Source organism: Rathayibacter sp. AY1C1 (assembly GCF_002932105.1).
Lineage (GTDB): Bacteria > Actinomycetota > Actinomycetes > Actinomycetales > Microbacteriaceae > Rathayibacter.
The window spans coordinates 46,901-66,935 of record NZ_PSWH01000008.1 but is presented as its reverse complement, the minus strand read 5'-3'; the positions used below and the strand labels follow the sequence as shown (position 1 = coordinate 66,935).

Sequence of the window (20,035 nt, the reverse complement as noted above, 5' to 3'; positions counted from 1 at the left end):
GCGGGGGAGCTCCTCGCGGCGGAACCTCCGGACAGCGGGGAGCCTTCGCTCAGAGCTGCCCGACGAGGTGCGCCTGCCGACCGTCGCGCGCGAAGACCGGGATGACGGCCAGGGGCGCGTCGGCGACGATCCACTGCCCGCCCTCGTGCTCGGCGCCCGTCGAGAGCTCCGTCCACCGCGCCCCGGCGGGCAGGTAGACCCGACGGGAGACGGCTCCGGCGTGCGTGACCGGAGCTACGAGCAGGTCCGAGCCGAAGAGGTACTGGTCGGCCAGATCCCAGGCCTCCGGGTCCCCCGGGAACTCGTGGAACACCGCTCGCAGCACCGGCTGGCCCAGCTCGTGCGCCTCCCGCATCGCCGCGCGCGTGTACGGGCGCAGGGTCTCGCGAAGATGCAGCAGGCGGGTGAGGATCGGCGTGGCCTCCTCGCCGAAGCTCCACACCTCGTTCCCGGCTCCGGTCGCGGCGCGGCGGCTCCCGTCGGCGGCCGTGACCGGGGCCGACGGCGCGCGGTCGCCGTGCAAGCGCATCACGGGGCTGAACGCGCCGAACTGGAACCAGCGCACGAGGAGCTCACGGAACTCCGGATCCGACGGGTCTCCCCCGGCGAATCCTCCGATGTCGGTCGTGAACCACGGGATCCCCGCGACGCCCATGTGGATGCCGGCCGTGATCTGGTGGCGCAGGTCCGCGAAGGTCGAGTGGATGTCGCCCGACCACACGAGCGCGCCGTAGCGCTGACTGCCCGCCCACGCGGTGCGGACGAGGTTGACGATCGCGGTCTCCCCGCCCTCGCTCTGCCCCTCGAAGAAGCCGCGGGAGAACGCCTGCGGGTAGAGGTTGCCGACTTGGACGGCGGGGCCGGCGGCGTAGCGGTAGTTGTCGAAGTCGTAGACGCCGTACTCGGGCTCGGCCTCGTCGAGCCAGAAGAGCCGGATCCCGTGCTCGCCGTAGTTGCGCCGGCACGCCTCCCAGACGAACCTCCGGGCGGCGGGGCTCGTCGCGTCGTAGAACGCGCTCGGACCCTCGAACTGCATGTGCAGGTCCAGGCCCCGCTCGGCCTTGACGAGGAGGTTCCCCTTCTTCATCGCGATGTAGTTCTCGGACTCGACCGACACCTGCGGCCAGACCGAGACCATCAGCTCGATCCCGAGCTCGCGCAGCTCGGCGACCATGGCGGACGGATCCGGCCAGAACTCCTCCTCGAAGCGGAAGTCGCCCATGTGCGGCCAGTGGAAGAAGTCGGCCACGATGACGTCCATCGGCAGGCCGCGGCGCCGGTGCTCGCGGGCGACCTCGAGCAGCTGCTCCTGGTTCCAGTAGCGCAGCTTGCACTGCCAGAAGCCGAGGCCGTGCTCGGGCATCATCGGGACGTGCCCGGTCGCGTCGGCGTAGGCCCGGGTGATGTCGGCCGGGGTCTCCCCCGCGGTCACCCAGTAGTCGAGCTGCTGGGAGGACTCGGCGGACCACTCCGTGCGGTTGGCTGCGAAAGTCGCGCGGCCGATCGCGGGGTTGTGCCAGAGGAACCCGTAGCCGCGGCTCGACAGCACGAACGGGACGCTCGACTGGGAGTTGCGGTGCGCGAGCTCGAGCGTGCAGCCCTTCAGATCGAGGATGTCCTGCTGGTACTGCCCCATCCCGTACAGCTTCTCGTCGGGGGACGTCTCGAACAGCGCGGTCAGCCGGAAGTCGCCGCCCAGGTGCGGACGCTGCTCGCGGGCGCGCAGCTTGAGCGCTCCCCCGCTCCCGAGCTCTCGGAAGAGCAGCTCCCCCCGACGGTCGTAGAAGGAGAGGGAGCAGGAGAGCTCGTGGTAGCCGGTCTGGTACCCGTAGCCCTCCTGCTGCTCGAGGACGACGGTGATGCCGCCGGCGCGCAGCGTCGCCCGCGGTCCCTCGATCGAGACCTCCGGCGCGTGGCGCTCGGGGGCGATCAGCGCCCAGTCGGTGTCGAGGACCTCCCCGGACCGGCGGGCGCGGACCCGGACGCTGTCCCTCCCCCACGGCTCGACGACGACGGTCTCGCCGTCGCCGCGCCAGACGAGGCGGTCCCCCTCGAGCGCGAACGCGTCGGTGTCCATGTGCTCCTGCTTCCTCGAGTCGGGCACGGCGCTCAGTCCTTGACCGCGCCGGCGGTGACCCCGGCGGCGACGTAGCGCTGGGCCACGATCAGCAGCACGGCGGCCGGGATGGAGGCGATCACGGCGGTCGCCATGATCCCGTTCCAGTTGGTGGTGGTCGATCCGATGTAGCGGTAGAGGCCGAGGGTGAACGGCACGATGCTGTTGCCCGAGGTGAGCGAGTTCGCGTTGAGGAAGTCGGCCCAGGCGAACAGGAACGAGAACAGGCCCGCGGTCACGATCGAGTTCCGGCTCAGCGGGATGACGATCGAGACGAAGGAGCGCCAGTTGCTCGCACCGTCGATCCGCGCGGCCTCGATCAGCTCGTCGGGGATGCCGAGCATGAAGGCCCGGAGGATGATCACCGCGAACGGCACGGAGGCGGTCGCGTCGGCGAGGATCAGGCCCGGATAGGTGTTGAGCAGCCCCAGCGCGTTGTAGATCGCGAACAGCGCGGTGACCAGGACGATCCCGGGGATCATCTGGGCGAGGAGGAACACGAACATCACGACGCCGGTCCCCCGCACCCGGAACTTCGCCATCGCGAAAGCGGCGGGCAGAGCGATCGCCAGGGTCAGGATCACGCAGCCGATCGAGATCACGAGGCTCGTGATGAGGTTCGGCAGCTGCGTCGAGAACGCCTGCACGTACCCGTCGAGCGTCGGGTCGCCGGGGAACAGGCTCGGCGGGGTCTGGATCAGGTTCTGCGGCTTGGTCAGCGAGACGTTGACCATCCAGTAGAGCGGGAAGAGGAGGAAGCCGCAGAGCACGATCGCGATGACCACGTCGATCCCGCGGCGCAGCCCTGTGGTGTGCCGGTTCATCCGAGGTCCTCCTTGCGCTGGGCGCGGATGTAGATCACGCCGAAGACGAGGGCGACGATCACGAGGATCTGGCCGGCCGCCGCTCCGACTCCGAACTGCAGGTCGGTGAAGGACTGCTCGTAGGCCCAGGTCGCGAGGGTGTGCGAGCTGTTGGCCGGGCCTCCCTTGGTGAGGATCCAGATGACGTCGAACACCTTGATCGTGTAGACGAGGCCGAGGAGGAGCGTGACGGAGGTCACCGGTCGCAGCAGCGGCCAGGTGATGCTCCAGAAGGACCGCCAGCGCGAGGCGCCGTCCAGTGCCGCGGCCTCGTAGAGGCTCTCGGGGATGCCCTGCAGGCCTCCGTGCAGCAGCACCATGTTGAACGGGATGCCCAGCCAGATGTTGGCGATGATGATTGCCCACAGCGAGACGGACGGATCGGTCAGCCAGCCGACCGGCGTGCCGATTGCGGCGTTCAGGATGCCGAACTGCTGGTCGAAGATCCAGCGCCAGGCCGTCGCCGAGACGATCAGCGGCAGGAGCCACGGCAGCAGGATGAGGGAGCGGAACGTCGCCGAGAGCGGGAACCGGCGGCTGAAGAACAGCGCCAGGGCCATGCCGATCGTGAACTGGCCCACCAGCGAGACCACGGTGAAGACCACGGTGTGCCAGGCGATGCTCGCGAAGATCGGATCGGTGACGACCGTGACGTAGTTGTCGAAGCCGACGAAGGGGGCGATCCCGGTCACGAAGGACGACGGTCCGAAGTCCTGGAGGCTGAGGACGACGCCGCGGATGATCGGGTAGACGAAGAAGACGGCGAGGAAGATCACCACGGGCGCCATGAAGGCGGCGGCGGCGGGCGGGCGGCCTGGTGGCCGCCCCGCCCGCGACCGGCGCCGTGAGCACGGCGGGGTCGGTCATGCGGCCGCTACTTCAGGCTCGCCGCGGCGTCGTCGAGGGCCGCCTGCGGCGTCTTTGAGCCGGTCAGCGACTCCTGGATCGCGGTCCAGAGCGCCTTCGAGGTGTCGGGGTAGGCGACGCCGAGGTCGCTGGTGCGTCCCTGCGCGACCGAGATGGCCTCCACCCACGGCTGGAGCGCGGGGTCCTCGGTCGCCTGTTCGGCGGCCGCGTCGGCGTACGGCATGATGTACGACTGGCCGGCCGCCCAGGCCTTCAGGCTGTCGGGCTGGATGACGCACTGCGCGAACTCCGTGGCGAGGGTCTGCTTCGCGGCGTCGGAGGCGACCACCTCGACGAACTCGCCGCCGAGCGGGCTCGGTGCCGCTCCCCCGTCCTTCGCCGGGATCGGCACGACGCCGTAGTCGATGCCCGCCTCGTCGAGGGCGGAGAGCTGCCAGGTGCCGTTGACCATCATCCCGAGCTTGCCCGCGAGGAACTGGTCGCGGACGTCCTGCTGGTTGGCGTTGACGTTCGCCTGCGAGGCCGAGCCGCTCTTCACCAGGTCGGTCCAGAGCGCGAGCGCCGAGACGGCGTCGTCGGAGGAGATGTCCTCGAGGGTCGCACCGGAGCCCCAGAAGAAGGGCAGGAACTGGAAGGTGCCCTCCTCGGTGCCGACCGCGGAGAAGCCGAGCCCGGTGACGTCGCCCGCGGTGAGGGCCTTCGCGGCGGTGGTCAGCTCGTCCCAGGTCGTCGGCGGAGTGACGCCGGCTGCCTCGAAGAGCGCCTTGTTGTAGAAGAGCGCGAGGGTGTTCGAGCCGATCGACGAGCCGTAGGTCTTCCCGTCCAGCTGGCCGGCGGCGAGCACGTTCGGGAGGACGTCGCTGGTGTCGAGCCCGGAGGCGGCGTTGTCGACGAGCAGGCCGGTGTCGGCGAACTTCGCGACGTTGGGGTTGTCGAGGACGACCAGGTTCGGCGTGGTCTTCGACGCGGCCGACTGCAGGAGCTTGGTGGTGAGGTCGGGGTCGGAGGTGCGCTCGAGGGTGATCCCGGTCGAGGCCTCGCAGCCGGCCAGGAGCTGGCCGTAGGGGGAGGACGCGTCGTACTGGGTGAAGCTGTCCCAGAGGGTGAGCGACTTCGACGAGTCGTCGCCCGCTCCCTGTGCGCTGCACGCGCTGAGGGCGACTCCGGCGATGAGGACGAGGGAGGCGGCGCCTGCGGCTCGTCGGATGCTGTTCTTCACGGTATTCCTCTCTGAATACGGTCGGAACGAGCGGAGCGCTCGCGCCGGGAAGACCCTCCGGGGGCGCCCGCTGGGGCGGTCCGTCCGGAAGTCGTGGCGAGCCTAACCGAGTCGGAGAACCGGTTCAATAGATTTCGGAGAACCGGTTCACCGATCGCCCGGGGAACGCTCCGGACGACCCGGCGACGTCAGCCGCGCGCCCGCCGCCACGAGGGGACGACGCCCCGGCTGGTGCCCGGCGAGAAGGGCGCGGTGGTGCCGAGTTCCACGACCACCGCGGGCAGCAGCTCCGTCACTCCCGGAGTCGCGGTGCCGGCGAGCTCGTCGAGCACCAGGTCGACCGCCCGCGAGACCATCTCGTCGCCGGGCAGGTCCACCACGGTGACCGGCTGGTCGGCGTGCCGCATCACCGCCTCCGGGGCGATGGTCATGATCGAGCAGTCCTCCGGGACGCGCAGGCCCAGGCCGCTGAGGCGCTGCAGGAACGGCTCGAGCACGCCCGGCCCGTGCGTGACCACGGCGCTCAGGCCGGGGAGCTGCTCCTGCGCCTGCTCGAACCAGTCGTCGACGTCGTCGGTGCTGGGGATGACGGCGCCCCGCACGCCGCGCAGGCGGCACTGGTCGAGGAAGCCCTCGCGGAACCGCAGGGCGAAGGCGTAGCCGCTCTCGTAGGCGTCGGGGCCCATCCCGAGGACCGCGATCTCGACGTGCCCGAGGTCGGCGAGGTGGTCGACGGCGACCCGCGCCGCGCCGTCGAAGTCGAGGTCGATCGCGCTGAACGGGCTGCCCTCGCCCGGGTAGCCGACCAGCGCGGTCGGCAGGCCGATGCTCGCGAGGACCGGCAGCCGGGGGTCGTCCCGGCGGATGTCCATCACGACGAGCGCATCGGCGAGGACGTCGCGCGCGAGCTCCCCCTCGCCCGTGCCCATCATCAGCAGGTCGAAGCCGCGGGCGCGGGCCGCGTACATCGCCGCCCGCACGAAGCGCATGAAGACGTCGACATCGGTCTGCCGCGACTCCGGATCGACGGAGGCGAAGAAGCCGAGGATGTTCGTGCGCCGCAGCGCCAGGGCCCGCGCCATCGGGTCGGGCCGGTAGCCGAGCCGCTCCACGCTCGCGAGCACGCGCAGGCGGGTCGCCTCCGGGAGCTTCTTGTTGCCGGAGAGCACGTAGGACACCGTGCTGCGGGCCACCCCCGCATCGGCCGCGACGTCGCGAATGGTCACCATGGGCTCAGCGTAGTGAGGGCCCGGCGACGGGAGGGCCCGCCGGCGACCCCCTCGACCGGTGGGCAGCAGCGTGCATACCAGGGCGGTCCGGCCGTTCCGCCGTGGGGGGAGAGCCGTCCGCCGCGAGCCGCGCGACGGCGCCGACGGACGCAGGCGGCGGACGAGCAGTCGGTCACGGTTGCGCGTGTATCGACGGGCACGTACGGTCGTCGGGTACCTCGTCGCGAGCCGCGACGTCGGTGCGGCCGCCACACCGGCCGATCCAGCGGCTCGCGGTCACGGGGGCTCCCCGCACGGAAGACGGACTCTTGCGCTCCAGCACCGGTACTGCGTCCACGACGCAGCAGCTGCTCTCGCACTGACGTCCCCCGTGCCCGCCCCTCAGGGGCGAGCCGTTGCTCCCTCGGAGTCCGGTGGTCGTCGTGCGCCGACACCGACCCCTGGAGCACCGTGCCCTCCACTTCCAGCACCACCCCGCCCGCCGTCGTCCTCCACGACTGCACGTTCGCCTGGCCCGACGGCTCCGTCGTCCTCGACCGCGTCACCGCTGCGTTCGGACGCGGGCGCACCGGTCTCGTCGGCGCGAACGGCGCCGGCAAGTCGACCCTCGTCCGCCTCGTCACCGGCGGCCTCTCCCCCACCGCCGGGAGCGTCTCGACGACGGGACCCGTCGACCTGCTGCCCCAGCGCCTCCGGCGAGGGCCCGACGACACCGTCGCCGATCTCCTCGGGATCCGGCATCGCCTGGACGCTCTGCACGCGATCCTCCGCGGCGACGCGGATCCGCGGCACTTCGAGATGCTCGCGGACGACTGGGACCTCGAGGCCCGAGCGCTCGCCGCACTCGGCGACGCCGGTCTCGACCTGGAGGAGGCGGACCTGCTGCGGCCGGTCGCGACCCTCTCCGGAGGGCAGGCCGTCCTCACGGCCGTGACCGGCGTCCGGCTGCGCGGTCGGCCGATCGCCGTGCTCGACGAGCCGACGAACGACCTCGACCGGCGCTCCCGAGGGCTTCTGCTCGACCTGGTCGACCGGTGGCGCGGGACGCTCGTGCTCGTCAGCCACGACCGGGAGCTGCTCGAGCACGTCGACGAGATCGCGGAGCTGCGCGACGGGGCGGTCCGCACCTCGGGCGGGACGCTCTCGGCGTTCGAGGAGCGGCTCGCCCTCGAGCAGGCGGCCGCGGAGCGCGATCTGCGCGACGCCGACCGGCTTCTCCGCGCCGAGCGGCGGCAGCGCATCGCGGCCGAGACGACCATCGCCCGCCGGGCGCGGGCGGGGGCGCGATCGGCGGAGTCGATGCCCGCGATCCTCGCGAACGCGCGGAGAGGACGAGCCGAGGCGACCGCGGGACGGCTGCGCTCCGGGCACGGGGCCGCGGAGGCGCGGGCGCGCGAGCAGGTCGACGCAGCGTCGCGAGCAGTCCGGGACGACGACCGGGTCCGCCTCGACCTGCCGGACCCCGGGGTCGCGGCCAGGCGCCGTCTGGCGGAGGTGACGGTGCGCGGCCGGACGACGGTGCTCCAGGGGCCGGAGCGGATCGCCGTGGTCGGCGCGAACGGGACGGGGAAGACCACCCTGCTCGAGCACCTCGTCGGGGCGCCGGGTGCGCGGGAGCATCCGCTCGCCGGCACCACGGCCCGAGCGCTGACGGAGCGGGTCCGCTGGCTCCCCCAGCGCCGCGAGGGACTCCTCGACGAGGAGGCCACCGTGCGGGAGCACGTCTCCCGGGCCGCGCCGGATCGTCCGGCGGTCGAGCTGCGGAACGCCCTCGCGCGGCTCCTGGTGCGCGGCGACGTGGTCGATCGGAGGATCGCGTCGCTCTCGGGCGGCGAGCGGTTCCGCGTCGCGCTCGCCGGGCTCGTGCTGGCGCAGCCCGCTCCGCAGCTGCTCGTGCTCGACGAGCCGACGAACGATCTCGATCTCGCCACGACCGACCACCTCGTCGACGTTCTCGCCGCCTGGCGGGGCGGCCTGGTCGTCGTCAGCCACGACGAGGCGTTCCTCGACCGGCTCGGACTCCACTCCCGAGTGGTGCTCGACGCGGAGTGACGGCTGGTCCCCCGGCCCCCGGCGGTTCTGGCCTCGACCGGGCCCCTGCCGCCGGGGAGACTGGCCGGGCCCCTCCCGCCCCCAGCGAGCGGACCGACGTGCTCACCGGACTCAGCGCCTTCCCCCTCACTCCGCTCCGCGACGACAGCATCGACGAGCGGTCGTTCGCCGCTCTCGTCGAGCGGCTCGCGCGGGCGGGAGTCGACTCGATCGGCGCACTGGGCTCGACCGGCTCGGCTCCGTACCTGGACCGCGGCGAGCGCCGGCGCGCCGCCGAGATCGCCGTCCGCAGCGCCGGTCCGGTGCCGGTCGTGGTCGGGATCGGGGCGCTGCGCACCTCGCAGGTGCTGGCGCTCGCCGAGGACGCGCAGAGCGCCGGGGCGAGCGCGGTGCTCCTGGCGCCGCTCGGCTACCAGCCGCTGACGGACGAGGACGTGCTCGGGCTCTACGAGGACGTGACGGCTCAGCTCTCGGTGCCGCTCGTCGTGTACGACAACCCCGGGACGACGCGCTTCTCCTTCTCCGACGACCTCTACGGGGCCGTCGCCCGGCTGCCGCAGGTCGCCTCCCTCAAGATCCCCGGCGTGCCGGAGGGACCGGGCGCCGCGGCGGCGCGCGTCCGCGAGATCCGGGCGCGGGTGCCGGAGGGGGTCACTGTCGGGGTCTCGGGGGACGCCGCGGGTGCGCGCGGGCTGCTCGGCGGCTGCGACGCCTGGTACTCGGTGATCGGCGGCCTCTTCCCGCGGACGGCGCTGTCGATCGCCCGGGCGGCGCAGTCGGGCGACGAGGCGGCGGCGATCGCGGGATCGGCGCGCCTGCAGCCCGTCTGGGACCTCTTCGCGGAGCACGGCGGCAGCTACCGCGTGGTCGCGGCGATGGCGGAGCAGCTCGGTCTCGCCGAGGCGCGCTGCCTCCCGCGTCCGGTCCGCGGGCTGGATGCACGGGCGCGGGCCCGGGTCGCGGAGGTCCTGGCGGAGCTGGGGCCTGTGCTGGAGTGATCCGCGGGCGGGTCGGCGGGAGGACGGCTCGGACGGCGTGGTCGTTCCGGACAGCCGGAGGGGCGGGCCGGGGATGTCCCCGACCCGCCCCTCCGGCGGAGCACGCGAGCTCAGCAGGCCTTGGACGCGCGGTAGGTGTTGCGTCCCGCCGCCACGAACAGCGCGTCGAGGACTCGGGCCTTGCCCGGCGCCACGGAGTAGCAGCTGCCGTCGAAGTCGGCGATGATGTCGGCCTTGCGCTCGACCGTGCTCGACCCGCAGTTGCGGAAGACGAGAGCGCGCTGGCGCAGGACGCCCTCGGGTCCGAGGGTGGCGCCGGTGGCCACCTCCTGGGCTCCGCACGCGTAGTTCCCGGCGTTCACGTACTGTCCGTTCGCGACCTCGGCCGCGGAGGCGGGCGTCGCGACAGCGACGACGCCGACGGAGGCGATGGCGCCCGTGAGGGCGAGGGTGGCAAGAGTTCGTCGAAGAGTCATGGACGTTTCTCCTTCTGCTTCTCGGTCCCTTCACGCTGGCACCGGTCCGCCGACGAGCGCGAGGAACCTGGGAGCCTTCACACCGGGGGGCCAGACCGGTGCGGGGAAGTGCTCCCAAACGGGGCGAAAGGGTCGGAACCGGCGGGGCGGACGATCAGGAACGGGCCTCTCCTTCGCCTCCTGAGCGCCTCGATCCGCCGCCGATGCGGTCGCCGAGCCGCCGACCGTTCCGTCCGTGCGGCGTCGTCCCTCCGCCGTCCCGCGACTGGCGCGCATCGACGGGTCGTCCGGCCGGTCCTCCGGCTAGCGTTGCAGGCACACCCCCCGCCCACCCGGACCGCTCCGCCGACCTCGTCGGTTCGCGGTCCCTGCACGAGGAGCCCCCGTGTCCCCCGACGATTCCGCAGGACCCCCCTCTCGAACTCCCGGCCTCCGGCGGCGCACCGTCGTCGGCGGCGCCCTCACGGGTGCTCTCGCTCTGGGCGCGGCGACGCTCCCGGCCGCCTCCGCCGCCGCCTCCCCCGTGCCGGGCCTGCCCGGGGAGAAGACCCGCACGATCAACGTCCGGACGAAGAACCGCGGCGTGCTCTACGACGTCCTCACGGTCTCGATCGCGGGCGACCTCGCGCGGATCTTCGTGCCGCAGACGGTGAAGCCGCGGCAGGCCGCGGCGGTACCGGTGATCTGGTTCATCCACTCCGCGCAGGCCGACCACACCTCGCTGTCCAGCGTCTTCGCGTACCCGGCCGAGCTCGCCGTCGAGCGGGGCGCCATCGCGATCTGTCAGACGCTCGGCGGAACGATCTGGACCAACGACACCGCGCAGAAGCACCAGCGGAACGGCTACGCCTACCTCTCCGGCCAGTTCCCGATCGCCGCCAGCTACCTCTGGGCGATGTCGGCCGGCGGCGCGCTCGCGTGCGAGGACTACGGCGCGCGAGTCTTCCCCGGCATCAACGGCGTCTACCTGGTCAACGGCGTCTACGACCTCCGCGACACCCACGACCGCACGACGCGGGGCCGCTTCTCGATCGGCGGTGCCTTCGGCGGCAGCACCGCTCAGATCGACTCCCACAACCCGAAGCGGCTGCCCGCCTCCGCCTGGGCCGGCGCGAACATCCGCGCGGTGGTGTCCGACACGGCCCACCCGGACCCGAGCGTGCCGCCGGCACTGCACGGGCTCGCCCTCGTGAAGAAGGCGACGGCCACGGCCAGGGAGGCGACCGTCCGGACGCACGCGCTCGGCCACAACGCACCGTCGTGGGTGAACCAGGACGGCATCGATGCGATCTTCCGCTGGCACGCCGGGCTGGCCGCCGCGCCGGCGCCGTCGGCGACGCCGACCCCGACGAAGACCCCCGTCGTCCGCCCGTCCACCGCGGGCCGCTGGGACTTCGACCAGGCGGACGCTCCGTACGCGGGAGGGTCGGGGTCCCCGTTCCGACCCCGCTGAGCGGTCAGGACGCGACGGCGTCCCTCGGGATGCGCTGACCGTCACGGGCCCGCGGCGGGAGCGCTCGGCCGCAGTGAGACCGGGCCTACGTCCCCTCCGCGGAGCTCCGCGGCGCCCTCTTCCGGACAGGGCCGCTAGAGGACATTGTCAGCGGCGGGACGGCCGTGCCACGGTTCGAGGACGGCCGATGAGGGCCGTCCCGATCGAAGGCAGCACATGCGCTCCAGCACCGTCCCTCGTCCGCCCGCCGTCGAGGACGGCACGTCGCAGCCGCGGGATCCAGGAGCGGCGCGGCGGCTCCGGCGGGGTCTGCTCGGGCTGATCGCGGCCGTCGCGCTCCTCGTCGGCACCGCCGTTCCTCTCGCGGCGGTCGCCGCTCCGTCCGCCCCGGTCCTCGGGGTGGCGGCCTGGGGAAGCAGCACCGACGGGAAGACCACGGTCCCGGCCGGGGTCGAGGGCGTCCTCTCCCTCGCCGCGGGCCGGACCCACAGCCTCGCCGCGAACGGCGACGGCGGGGTCGTCGCCTGGGGCCGCGGGTCGTACGGGCAGACCAGCGTCCCCGACGGTCTCACGGGGGTCGTCGCGGTCTCCGCCGGCGACTACAGCAGCCATGCGCTGAAGAGCGACGGGACCGTCGTCTCCTGGGGCTACGACGGCGACGGGCAGGTCTCGAGGAGTGCCGCGCTGACCGGGATCGTCGCGATCTCGTCCTCCCGCGACAACAGCCTCGCGCTCGGCAACGACGGCACCGTCACGTCGTGGGGCAGCAACGGGCTGGGCGAGGGCCTGGTCCCGGCCGGCCTCGGAGGCGTCACGGCCATCGCCGCGGGCCAGCGCCACAGCCTCGCCGTGTCCGGCGGGAGGGTGATCGCCTGGGGCTGGGACCTCTACGGGCAGACCGACGTCCCCGCGGGGCTCGAGGGCGTGGTGGCCGTCGCGGCGGGAGAGACCCACAGCCTCGCGCTGAAGGAGGACGGCACCGTCGTCGCCTGGGGCGCGAGCTCCGACTCGGTCGTCGTCGACTACGGCCAGACCACGGTGCCGGAAGGCCTGTCCGGGGTCGTGGCGATCGCCGCCGCGTCCGACTACAGCCTCGCGCTGAAGGGCGACGGCACGATCGTCGGCTGGGGCCGGAGCTCGGCCGGGCAGTTGCAGTTCCCCGCCGGCCTCGCCGGCACGACGGCTCTCGCAGCCGGACCCGATCACGTGCTCGCCCGGGGCCCGCGTCCGGTCCTGACGGCGGATGCTCCTCCCGCGTCCGGGCCGCTCGGAGCGGCCGCCTCGTACACCTTCGCGGCCGACCGCCCCGCCTCGTTCGCGGTCGCCTCCGGCTCCCTCCCCGACGGCCTGTCCCTCAGCGCGTCCGGGGTCCTCTCCGGCACGCCGACGACCGCGGGCACGTCCACCTTCGCCGTCTCCGCGCGGAACCCCTTCGGCGCCACCGTCGGGGCCCCGCACACGTTCGCCGTGGCGGAGACGACGGTCGCGCCGACCCTGGCCGGCGACCCGCCCGCCGCGACGGTGGGCACCCCGTACGACTTCGACTACAGCGTGACGGGCACACCGGCGCCGACGGTCTCGCTCGTCTCCGGAACGCTCCCCGCCGGCCTGAGCCTCGATGATCGTGGCGGCCTGACCGGGACGCCGACGACCGCCGGACGCTCCACCTTCACCCTGCGGGCCTCGAGCGCTGCGGGGAGCGCGGAGACCACCAGCACCGTCGTCGTCTCCCCCGCCGCCGCTGCACCGGGGATCTCCGGTACCCCCGGGCCGGGCGTCGTCGGCACCCCCTACGACTTCGGCTACACCGTCTCGGGCTTCCCCGCGCCGTCGGTGGCCGTCTCCTCCGGTGCGCTCCCGTCCGGCCTCACCCTGACTCCGGCCGGGCGCCTGACCGGGACTCCGTCCGCGCCAGGCACCTTCACGTTCACGCTGGCGGCCCGCGCCGGCACCGCCTCCGCGGAGACCACCAGCACCGTCACCGTGTCGTCGCCGACGGTCGCGCCGACCCTCTCCGGGACGGTCGCGGCCGGCGTCGTCGGCTCGGCCTACGACTTCCGCTACGCGGTGAGCGGCACGCCCGCTCCATCGGTCTCCCTGGTCTCCGGCGCACTGCCCGCCGGACTCACCCTCGACGCGACCGGGCGCCTCTCCGGGACGCCGACCACGGCCGGGACCACCACCTTCAGCATCCAGGCCGCGAACTCGGCGGGCACGGCTCGGGCGACGAGCACGCTGACGGTCTCGCCGAAGCAGGTCGCGACGAAGGCCGATCTGCGCGTCGACCTCTCCGGGCCGGCCTCGGCGGTGAAGGGGAGGACGCTCACCTACACCCTCATCACGACGAACGCCGGTCCGGCTGCGTCTGGGTCGGTCTTCTCGCAGGTCGTCCTGCCCGCGGGTGTGCAGTTCGTCTCGGCGACAGGCTCGTACACCAGGGTCGGGAACGTCGTGGGGTTCCAGCGGGCCGGCCTGGCGGACGGGCGGACCGTGTCGGAGAAGATCACGGTGAGGGCGGCCGTCTCGGGCACGGCGACCGCGCTGGCGGCGGCGTTCTCGACGAAGACGCCCGACCCGTCCATCCGCAGCAACGCGGACACGGCGAGCACGACGATCCGCTGACCGCGGGAGCGTGACGGCGGGCGGTCCCTCGCGGGCCGCCCGCCGTTCTCGATGCGGGAGCGTCGAGGTCCGCCGCGTCCGCGCCTCGTCTTCGACCGCTAGCCGGCCCGAGGGCGGTAGAAGCGCACGACCGGGAGGGCAGCCGTCGGAGCCTCGCGCACGACGATCTCGAGGCGCTGGATCAGGGCCGGGACGGTCGGCGTGGTCTCGAGCCGGCACTCGAGCTCTCCGTCGCGGCCCGGCAGGAGGAAGGCCGCCTGCGCCGCGGAGGCGCTCCAGAGCAGCCGCTCCACCAGCGGCCTCGCGGTCGGGTCCTCGGCGAGCCCGCCGATCTCCGCGATCGCCGTGGCGAGGCGGCGGGCGCGCACGTCGGCCGGCACATCGCTCAGCAGGTTTGGGCTGAACAGGGCGCCGCTGCCCGGCTCCCCCGCCCGGGTGAGGTCTCCCGCGACGATCGCGGCCTCGACGGCGGCGGCCGCGGCGAGCGTCCACGGGAGGAGGGTGATGGTCCGCGCCGGAGGAGCGGTGTCCTCGAGGGCGGCGCGGAGGAGTCCCGTCGCGGCGGCGGCGAGCTTCGCCCCGTTCGCGGTCGCGAAGACCACGGCCCCCAGGCCCGACTCCAGATGCCACCGCATGTTCGACGACCAGCCCGGCAGGCCGCCGGAGTGGTGGGCGATCCCGCCGAAGCGGACGTCGTGCTCGACGACGAGGCCGAACCCGTACGCGGAGCCGTCGAGCGTGCTCTCGACGGCGCGAGGGCTCAGCGCGGGGACCGGCGTCCAGCCGCGCTGCATCTCGCGGCGGGAGGCACGGCTCAGCACCGGGTCGTCGTCCGCGCCGTCCTCGCCCTCGAACGCGGAGGAGAGCCAGCCGCTCCAGCGGGCGATGTCGCCGACCGTGCTGAACATGCTCGCGGCGCAGGCGCCCGCTCCGGTGCCGGTCACGGGGCGGGGCACCCAGGTCGCTCCGTCGTCGAAGGTGCTGAAGCCGGCCGCCAGGTCGGTGCCGTCGGGGTAGTCGCCGCTGTCGTAGCGGGTGTCGTGGAGGCCGAGCGGCTCGAGGATCGTCCGCGTCGCGAAGGACGGGAAGTCCTCCCCGGTCACGTTCTCGACGAGCACGCCGAGCAGCCAGAAGCCGATGTTCGAGTACTGGTAGACCTCACCCGGCCGCTCCGTGAAGGTCAGCCCGCGGCCGACGACCTCGAGGAACTCCTCCCGCGTCAGAGCCATGACGTCGTCGGCCCAGCCGTTGTCCTCCGGGAGACCCGAGCAGTTGCTGAGGAGCATCCTGACCGTCACGGGCAGCGGTCGGCCCGCGGAGTCGAGCGGGTCGGTGAACTCCGGCACGTGGTCGGCGACGCGGTCGTCGAGGCGGAGCAGCCCGCGGTCGCGCAGGATCAGCACCGCCGCCGCCTCGAAGCTCTTCGACATGGAGGCGATGCGGTGCACGGTCCCGGGCCCGGGAGCGGCCCCGTCGAGGCGGTGCTCGCCGCGGCCGTGGTGGACAAGGAGCCCGCTGCGGTCGAACAGGGCCCAGCTCACCGAGGGGGCCGGCGGCGCCTTCTCGTCGAACCACCGGGCCAGCCGGTCCTGGAGCGGCGGGGAGAGGAGCGTCGGCGGAGGGAGCGTCATGCCCTCATCCTCCCGCACGCGGCACAGGCCGCCGCGGTCCCGCGGGTCACCGCGGGAGGACGCCGTCGGGGCTCAGCCAGTCCGGGCGGCTCCCCTCGACCGCGTCCAGGACGTACTCCTGCGTGCCGGTAGCTGTTCTCCGCGGCGACGATGATCCGGTCGTCGACGGGAGCGGAGGGACCCGCCGTGCATCCGGCGAGCATCCCGATCAGCAGCACTTCCCCGGCGATGCGCGCCCGTCCGCTCACCGTCGAGCGTCGCGGCGACGGCCGCTCCGGCGGGCTGACGGGTCCCGGCGAGAGCCCGGAGCGACCGCCGTCACCTGCGAGCCGGACGAGGAACTTCTCAGGTCCTCTTGCGTGTCGCAGGCGCGGAACCTAGTTTTGTCGAACCGGTTCGAAGCACTGTTGCTCCGACCTCGGACCGACGCCCGCCGTCGTCCGGCCGGCTGTCCCCACAGAAAGTGACCAGCGTGACAACGATGTCCTCCCCGAGGCGCGGCACCCGCTCCCTCGCCCTCGCGCTGAGTGCCGCGACACTCGCCGCCCTCGCCGTCGCTCTCCCGAGCGCCGAGTCCGCCTCCGCGGCCGACACCTCCGTCCCCGCCGACGCGCTCATCCTCCAGTACGACTTCGAGCAGGGGCAGGTGTCCGGATCCACGGTCGCCGACCTCTCGTCGAAGAAGCTCGACGGCACCGTCGTCAACAGCGCGAGAGCGACGTACGTCGCGGGTCGGAAGGCCGGTACGACCGCGATCGACCTTCCCGGGGGCGCGGCGGACTCGACCTCCGCGCCGTACCTGACCGTGCCGAACGGGCTCTTCCAGGGCGTGACGCAGACCACCGTCTCCGCCTGGACGAAGTGGTCCGGCACCGGAGGCTTCCAGTGGCTGTGGTGCCTGGGCATCAGCCCCGACGCCGCGTCGGCCTTCGCTCCGTCGTTCGACGGCGGCAGCGCCCGCGCGATCATCAAGCAGCTGAAGGACGGCGGCGAGACCGGTGTCTCCAGCTCCTCGCCGCTGCAGAAGGACCAGTGGGTCAACGTCACCGCGACGATGGACGGCACGACCGTGACCCTGTACCTCAACGGTCTGCAGGTCGCGACGGCTCCCGCCTCCGTCGATCTCGCGAAGCAGCTCTACTCCGCCTCCGCCTCCAAGAGCGGCAACATCGGCCGGGCGCTCTGGAACGTGCACCCCTACTTCGATGGAGCGATCGACGACTTCCGCGTCTACGACCGGGCTCTGACCGCCGCTCAGGTCCGGGGTCTGGCGGGGGACGCCGCGCCGGCCGTCACCGGCGTTCTCTCGACGAGCGTCGCGGTCACCACCGGCATCGGCGTCGCGCCGGCCCTGCCGGGGGTCCCCGCCACCTACTCCGACGGCGTGAACCGCGACGCCCCGGTCACCTGGGAGAGCGTCCCCGCCTCCGCGTACGCGAAGCGCGGCACCTTCACCGTGAAGGGCACCGTCACCGGCCTCGGCACCGCGGTCACGGCGACCGTCACGGTGCGCGCACTCGACGAGATGACCATCGACCTCGGCACGAGCACCGGGGAGTTCATGGGCGGCGCGTCCGGCACCCTCTACGGGGTCTACGGCGAGGGCCTCCCCTCCGACAACCTCCTCGAGGGGATCGACCTGCGCACGGTCTCGACCAAGGCGCAGGACGGGCCGCAGCATCCGGGCGCCGACGCGCTCAGCGTCGCGAAGGCCGTCGCCGACACCTCGGACGGCGACACCTACATCTACATGACGGACATCTACCGCGGCTTCCCCTACGAGTGGCCGGGCAGCACTCCCCAGGAGAAGCTGGCCGACTACCAGGCGAAGATCGCCACGCAGGTCGACCAGGTGCTCGCGCTCCCCGAGGAGTACCAGGACAACATCGTGTTCGTGCCGTTCAACGAGCCCGAGGGCAACATGTTCGGCAACGGGAAGTGGAGCTACGACGGGAAGAGCTGGCTGGAGGACCCGACCGCGTTCTTCGCGGCCTGGGACAGCACCTACGCGCTGATCCGCGACAGGATGCCCGACGCCCGCATCGCCGGACCGAACACCAGCGTCCTCTACGACCAGGTCCGCGGGTTCATGACCCACACGCTCGAGCAGGACACCGTCCCCGACGTGATGACCTGGCACGAGCTGAGCGCCCCGGGTGAGATCCGCACCAACGTCGACCGCTTCCGGGCCTGGGAGGACGAGCTGTACGCGGGCACGTCCTACGCCGGGAAGCACCTGCCGGTGAACCTCAACGAGTACGCCTTCAACTACCACACCTCCGTGCCCGGCCAGATGGTCCAGTGGATCAGCGCGCTCGAGGACAAGAAGGTCGACGGCGACATCGCCTACTGGAACATCGACGGCAACCTCTCCGACTCCGCGGTGCAGGCCAACCGCGCCAACGGCCAGTGGTGGCTCCTCAACGCCTACGCCTCGATGACCGGCGACACCGTCGCGGTCACGCCGCCCAAGCCCGGCCAGAGCTACACCCTCCAGGGCGTCGCGACCCTCGACACCGCGGCCAAGCAGGCGAGAGCCCTCTTCGGAGGCGTCGGCGGCTCGCAGAAGGTCGCGTTCGAGCGCATCCCGGCCGCCACCTTCGGCTCGAAGGTCCACGTGGAGGTCAGCGAGATCCGCTGGACCGGCCAGGTCGGCGACTCGGGAGCCCCGCAGACGGTCAAGGAGTTCGACGCGTCCGTCGTGGACGGCGCCCTCTCGCTGGACTTCGGCGGATCCCTCCCCGCGCTCGACATCGACTCCGCCTACGAAGTCGTCCTGACCCCGGGCGCCAACGCGTCGTCGCCGTCCGCCTCGCCCGTCGACTTCCGCCAGAAGTACGAGGCCGAGGACGCCCGCTACACCGGATCGCGGAACCTCAACGGACCCGAGGGCTCGCCGACCAACGTCGGCGGCTTCTACACCTCGGGCGGACGCAACGTGGGCGGGATCCGCACCGGCGGTGACCTGAAGCTCGACTTCGCGGTCACCGTCCCGAAGGACGGCGAGTACGACCTCAGCGTCTTCGCCAACTCCCTCAACACCTACGCCGCCAACGCCCAGCAGGGTCCGATCAACGCGTTCCTGAGCGTCGACGGCGCTGCGGAGCAGGAGATCCTCCTTCCGCTGGCCTACAAGTTCGTGGTCTGGGACCACGCGGACACGAAGGTGAAGCTGACCGCCGGCACCCACACGATCTCGCTCGCCGCGAAGAACCTCGCCGGCACGAAGTCGACCGTGGGCGACGCGATCGTCGACAAGATCGAGCTCTCCCTCCCCAGCGCGGCCGCCGCGACCTCGATCCACGAGGCCGAGACCGGCACGCTCGAGAACGGCGCGACGGCCGACTACTCCCGCGCCGGGGTCTCCGGATCGGGCACGGCGACGCTCACCAGCGGCGCCTCCACCACCGTCTGGGGCTACTCCGCGAAGGACGCGCCGTCCTCCGTGACGGTGGACACCCTGGGCGGCGGCACCGGCGACCTCTACGTCAACGACGTGAAGGTCGGGCCGGTGGGCGCGAGCTCGACCCGCCAGGTCTTCCTCTCGGGCGGCGTGAACAAGATCGAGGTCGTCGGCACGAGCGGCACGCTCCTCGTCGATCGGATCGTCGTCGGAGCGAGCGCGAACCCGCCCTCGACGACGAGCTACGAGGCGGAGGCGGCCACGATCACCGGCCCCGCCACGGTCCGCGACCTGTCCTTCGCGTCGGGCGGCAAGGCCGTCGGGAACATCGGCGGCGGACGCGACGGCGACTCGACCCTGACCTTCGGCGACGTGAAGGCCGAGCAGGACGGGACCTACGCGCTCACGCTGCGCTACTCCAACGAGGAGCAGTCCCCCGCGACGCACTACAACCCCGACCCGCTCGCCCGCCACGCGGACATCACGGTCAACGGAGTGACGCAGCGCGTGCTCTTCCCGCACACGTTCCACCAGAACCAGCTGTGGGACCTGAGCGTGCCGGTCACGCTCAGGAAGGGCTCGAACACCATCGCGATCACCTCGAAGGAGCTCCCGGGGTTCGACGGGACGACCTACCTCTCCGACACCTTCCCCGGCGTCCTGCTCACCTCGCAGTACGCGCCCAACATCGACAGGATCTCGGTCACGCCCTTCGTCGGGCGGACCACGGGCCTGACGGTGAGCGGCACGGCGGCCTCGCGCTGCACCGCGGGGAAGGTCACGATCACGGGGACGGCGACCAACACCAGCGCGGTCGCCGCTGACGTCACGATCGGCTCGGCCTGGGGCACGAAGACCTTCACCGGGGTCGCTCCCGGCAAGACGGTCTCGGCCGCCTTCAGCACCCGCGCTGCGAGCGTCGGAGCCGGCGCTCTCGACGTGCGGATCGCGGGGACGGTCGACGGCGCTGCGGCGAGCGGATCCACGGCACCGGCCTACGGTGCGGCGCGCTGCGGCTGATCCGTCGAGAACGCCCTGACGCGGCCGGGCACCTCGTGCGCCCGGCCGCGTCGGCGTGTGGTCGGGACCGGACGTTCCCCGACGGG

Annotated in this window: 12 protein-coding genes; 5 read left to right on the top strand and 7 right to left on the bottom strand. The window is 72.7% G+C overall.

Annotated features, from left to right (window positions below; translation table 11 throughout):
• Window positions 1–49: 49 nt before the first annotated feature.
• From C5C71_RS05790 to C5C71_RS05770, 5 genes are all read right to left on the bottom strand, one after another.
• On the bottom strand, window positions 50–2,077 hold the full coding sequence (locus tag C5C71_RS05790; RefSeq protein ID WP_104292088.1) for a TIM-barrel domain-containing protein: 2,028 nt from the start codon (window positions 2,075–2,077) through the stop codon (window positions 50–52).
• Window positions 2,078–2,109: 32 nt separating this feature from the next.
• A complete protein-coding gene (locus C5C71_RS05785; protein WP_104222044.1) occupies window positions 2,110–2,940 on the bottom strand; it encodes a carbohydrate ABC transporter permease in 831 nt (276 codons plus the stop codon).
• Entirely contained in the window at window positions 2,937–3,767 is an 831-nt protein-coding gene (locus tag C5C71_RS05780; RefSeq protein WP_104337300.1) for a carbohydrate ABC transporter permease, read from the bottom strand. The genes C5C71_RS05785 and C5C71_RS05780 overlap by 4 nt, the downstream gene beginning before the upstream one ends.
• Window positions 3,768–3,853: 86 nt before the next feature.
• On the bottom strand, window positions 3,854–5,065 hold the full coding sequence (locus tag C5C71_RS05775) for an extracellular solute-binding protein (protein WP_104232593.1): 1,212 nt from the start codon (window positions 5,063–5,065) through the stop codon (window positions 3,854–3,856).
• A 188-nt stretch (window positions 5,066–5,253) separates the two neighbouring features.
• On the bottom strand, window positions 5,254–6,294 hold the full coding sequence (locus tag C5C71_RS05770; protein ID WP_104317098.1) for a LacI family DNA-binding transcriptional regulator: 1,041 nt from the start codon (window positions 6,292–6,294) through the stop codon (window positions 5,254–5,256).
• A 450-nt stretch (window positions 6,295–6,744) separates the two neighbouring features.
• Between C5C71_RS05770 and C5C71_RS05765 the strand changes: the two genes are divergently transcribed.
• On the top strand, window positions 6,745–8,346 hold the full coding sequence (locus tag C5C71_RS05765) for an ATP-binding cassette domain-containing protein (RefSeq protein ID WP_104337299.1): 1,602 nt from the start codon (window positions 6,745–6,747) through the stop codon (window positions 8,344–8,346).
• Between the two features lie 98 nt (window positions 8,347–8,444).
• Window positions 8,445–9,344: a dihydrodipicolinate synthase family protein gene (locus tag C5C71_RS05760; protein ID WP_104232591.1), complete on the top strand. Its 900-nt coding sequence runs from the start codon at window positions 8,445–8,447 to the stop codon at window positions 9,342–9,344.
• A 110-nt stretch (window positions 9,345–9,454) separates the two neighbouring features.
• On the opposite strand, the gene C5C71_RS05755 is transcribed toward C5C71_RS05760, so the two are convergent.
• Window positions 9,455–9,820 (bottom strand): hypothetical protein, encoded by a 366-nt coding sequence (locus C5C71_RS05755; RefSeq protein ID WP_104232590.1) that lies wholly within the window; start codon window positions 9,818–9,820, stop codon window positions 9,455–9,457.
• A 385-nt stretch (window positions 9,821–10,205) separates the two neighbouring features.
• On the opposite strand from C5C71_RS05755, the gene C5C71_RS05750 reads away from it, so the two are divergent.
• Together C5C71_RS05750 and C5C71_RS05745 are read left to right on the top strand one after the other, a co-directional pair.
• Window positions 10,206–11,273, top strand: coding sequence for a hypothetical protein (locus tag C5C71_RS05750; protein WP_104337298.1), 1,068 nt, complete (start codon window positions 10,206–10,208; stop codon window positions 11,271–11,273).
• A gap of 216 nt (window positions 11,274–11,489) precedes the next feature.
• Entirely contained in the window at window positions 11,490–13,895 is a 2,406-nt protein-coding gene (locus C5C71_RS05745; RefSeq protein ID WP_104337297.1) for a putative Ig domain-containing protein, read from the top strand.
• Between the two features lie 98 nt (window positions 13,896–13,993).
• On the opposite strand, the gene C5C71_RS05740 is transcribed toward C5C71_RS05745, so the two are convergent.
• Complete coding sequence (locus tag C5C71_RS05740; RefSeq protein WP_104267352.1) at window positions 13,994–15,526, bottom strand: serine hydrolase; 1,533 nt, start codon at window positions 15,524–15,526, stop codon at window positions 13,994–13,996.
• A gap of 481 nt (window positions 15,527–16,007) precedes the next feature.
• Here C5C71_RS05740 and C5C71_RS05735 point away from each other — a divergent pair, with 481 nt between their 5' ends.
• Entirely contained in the window at window positions 16,008–19,949 is a 3,942-nt protein-coding gene (locus C5C71_RS05735) for a LamG-like jellyroll fold domain-containing protein (RefSeq protein WP_104257532.1), read from the top strand.
• Window positions 19,950–20,035: the final 86 nt, after the last annotated feature.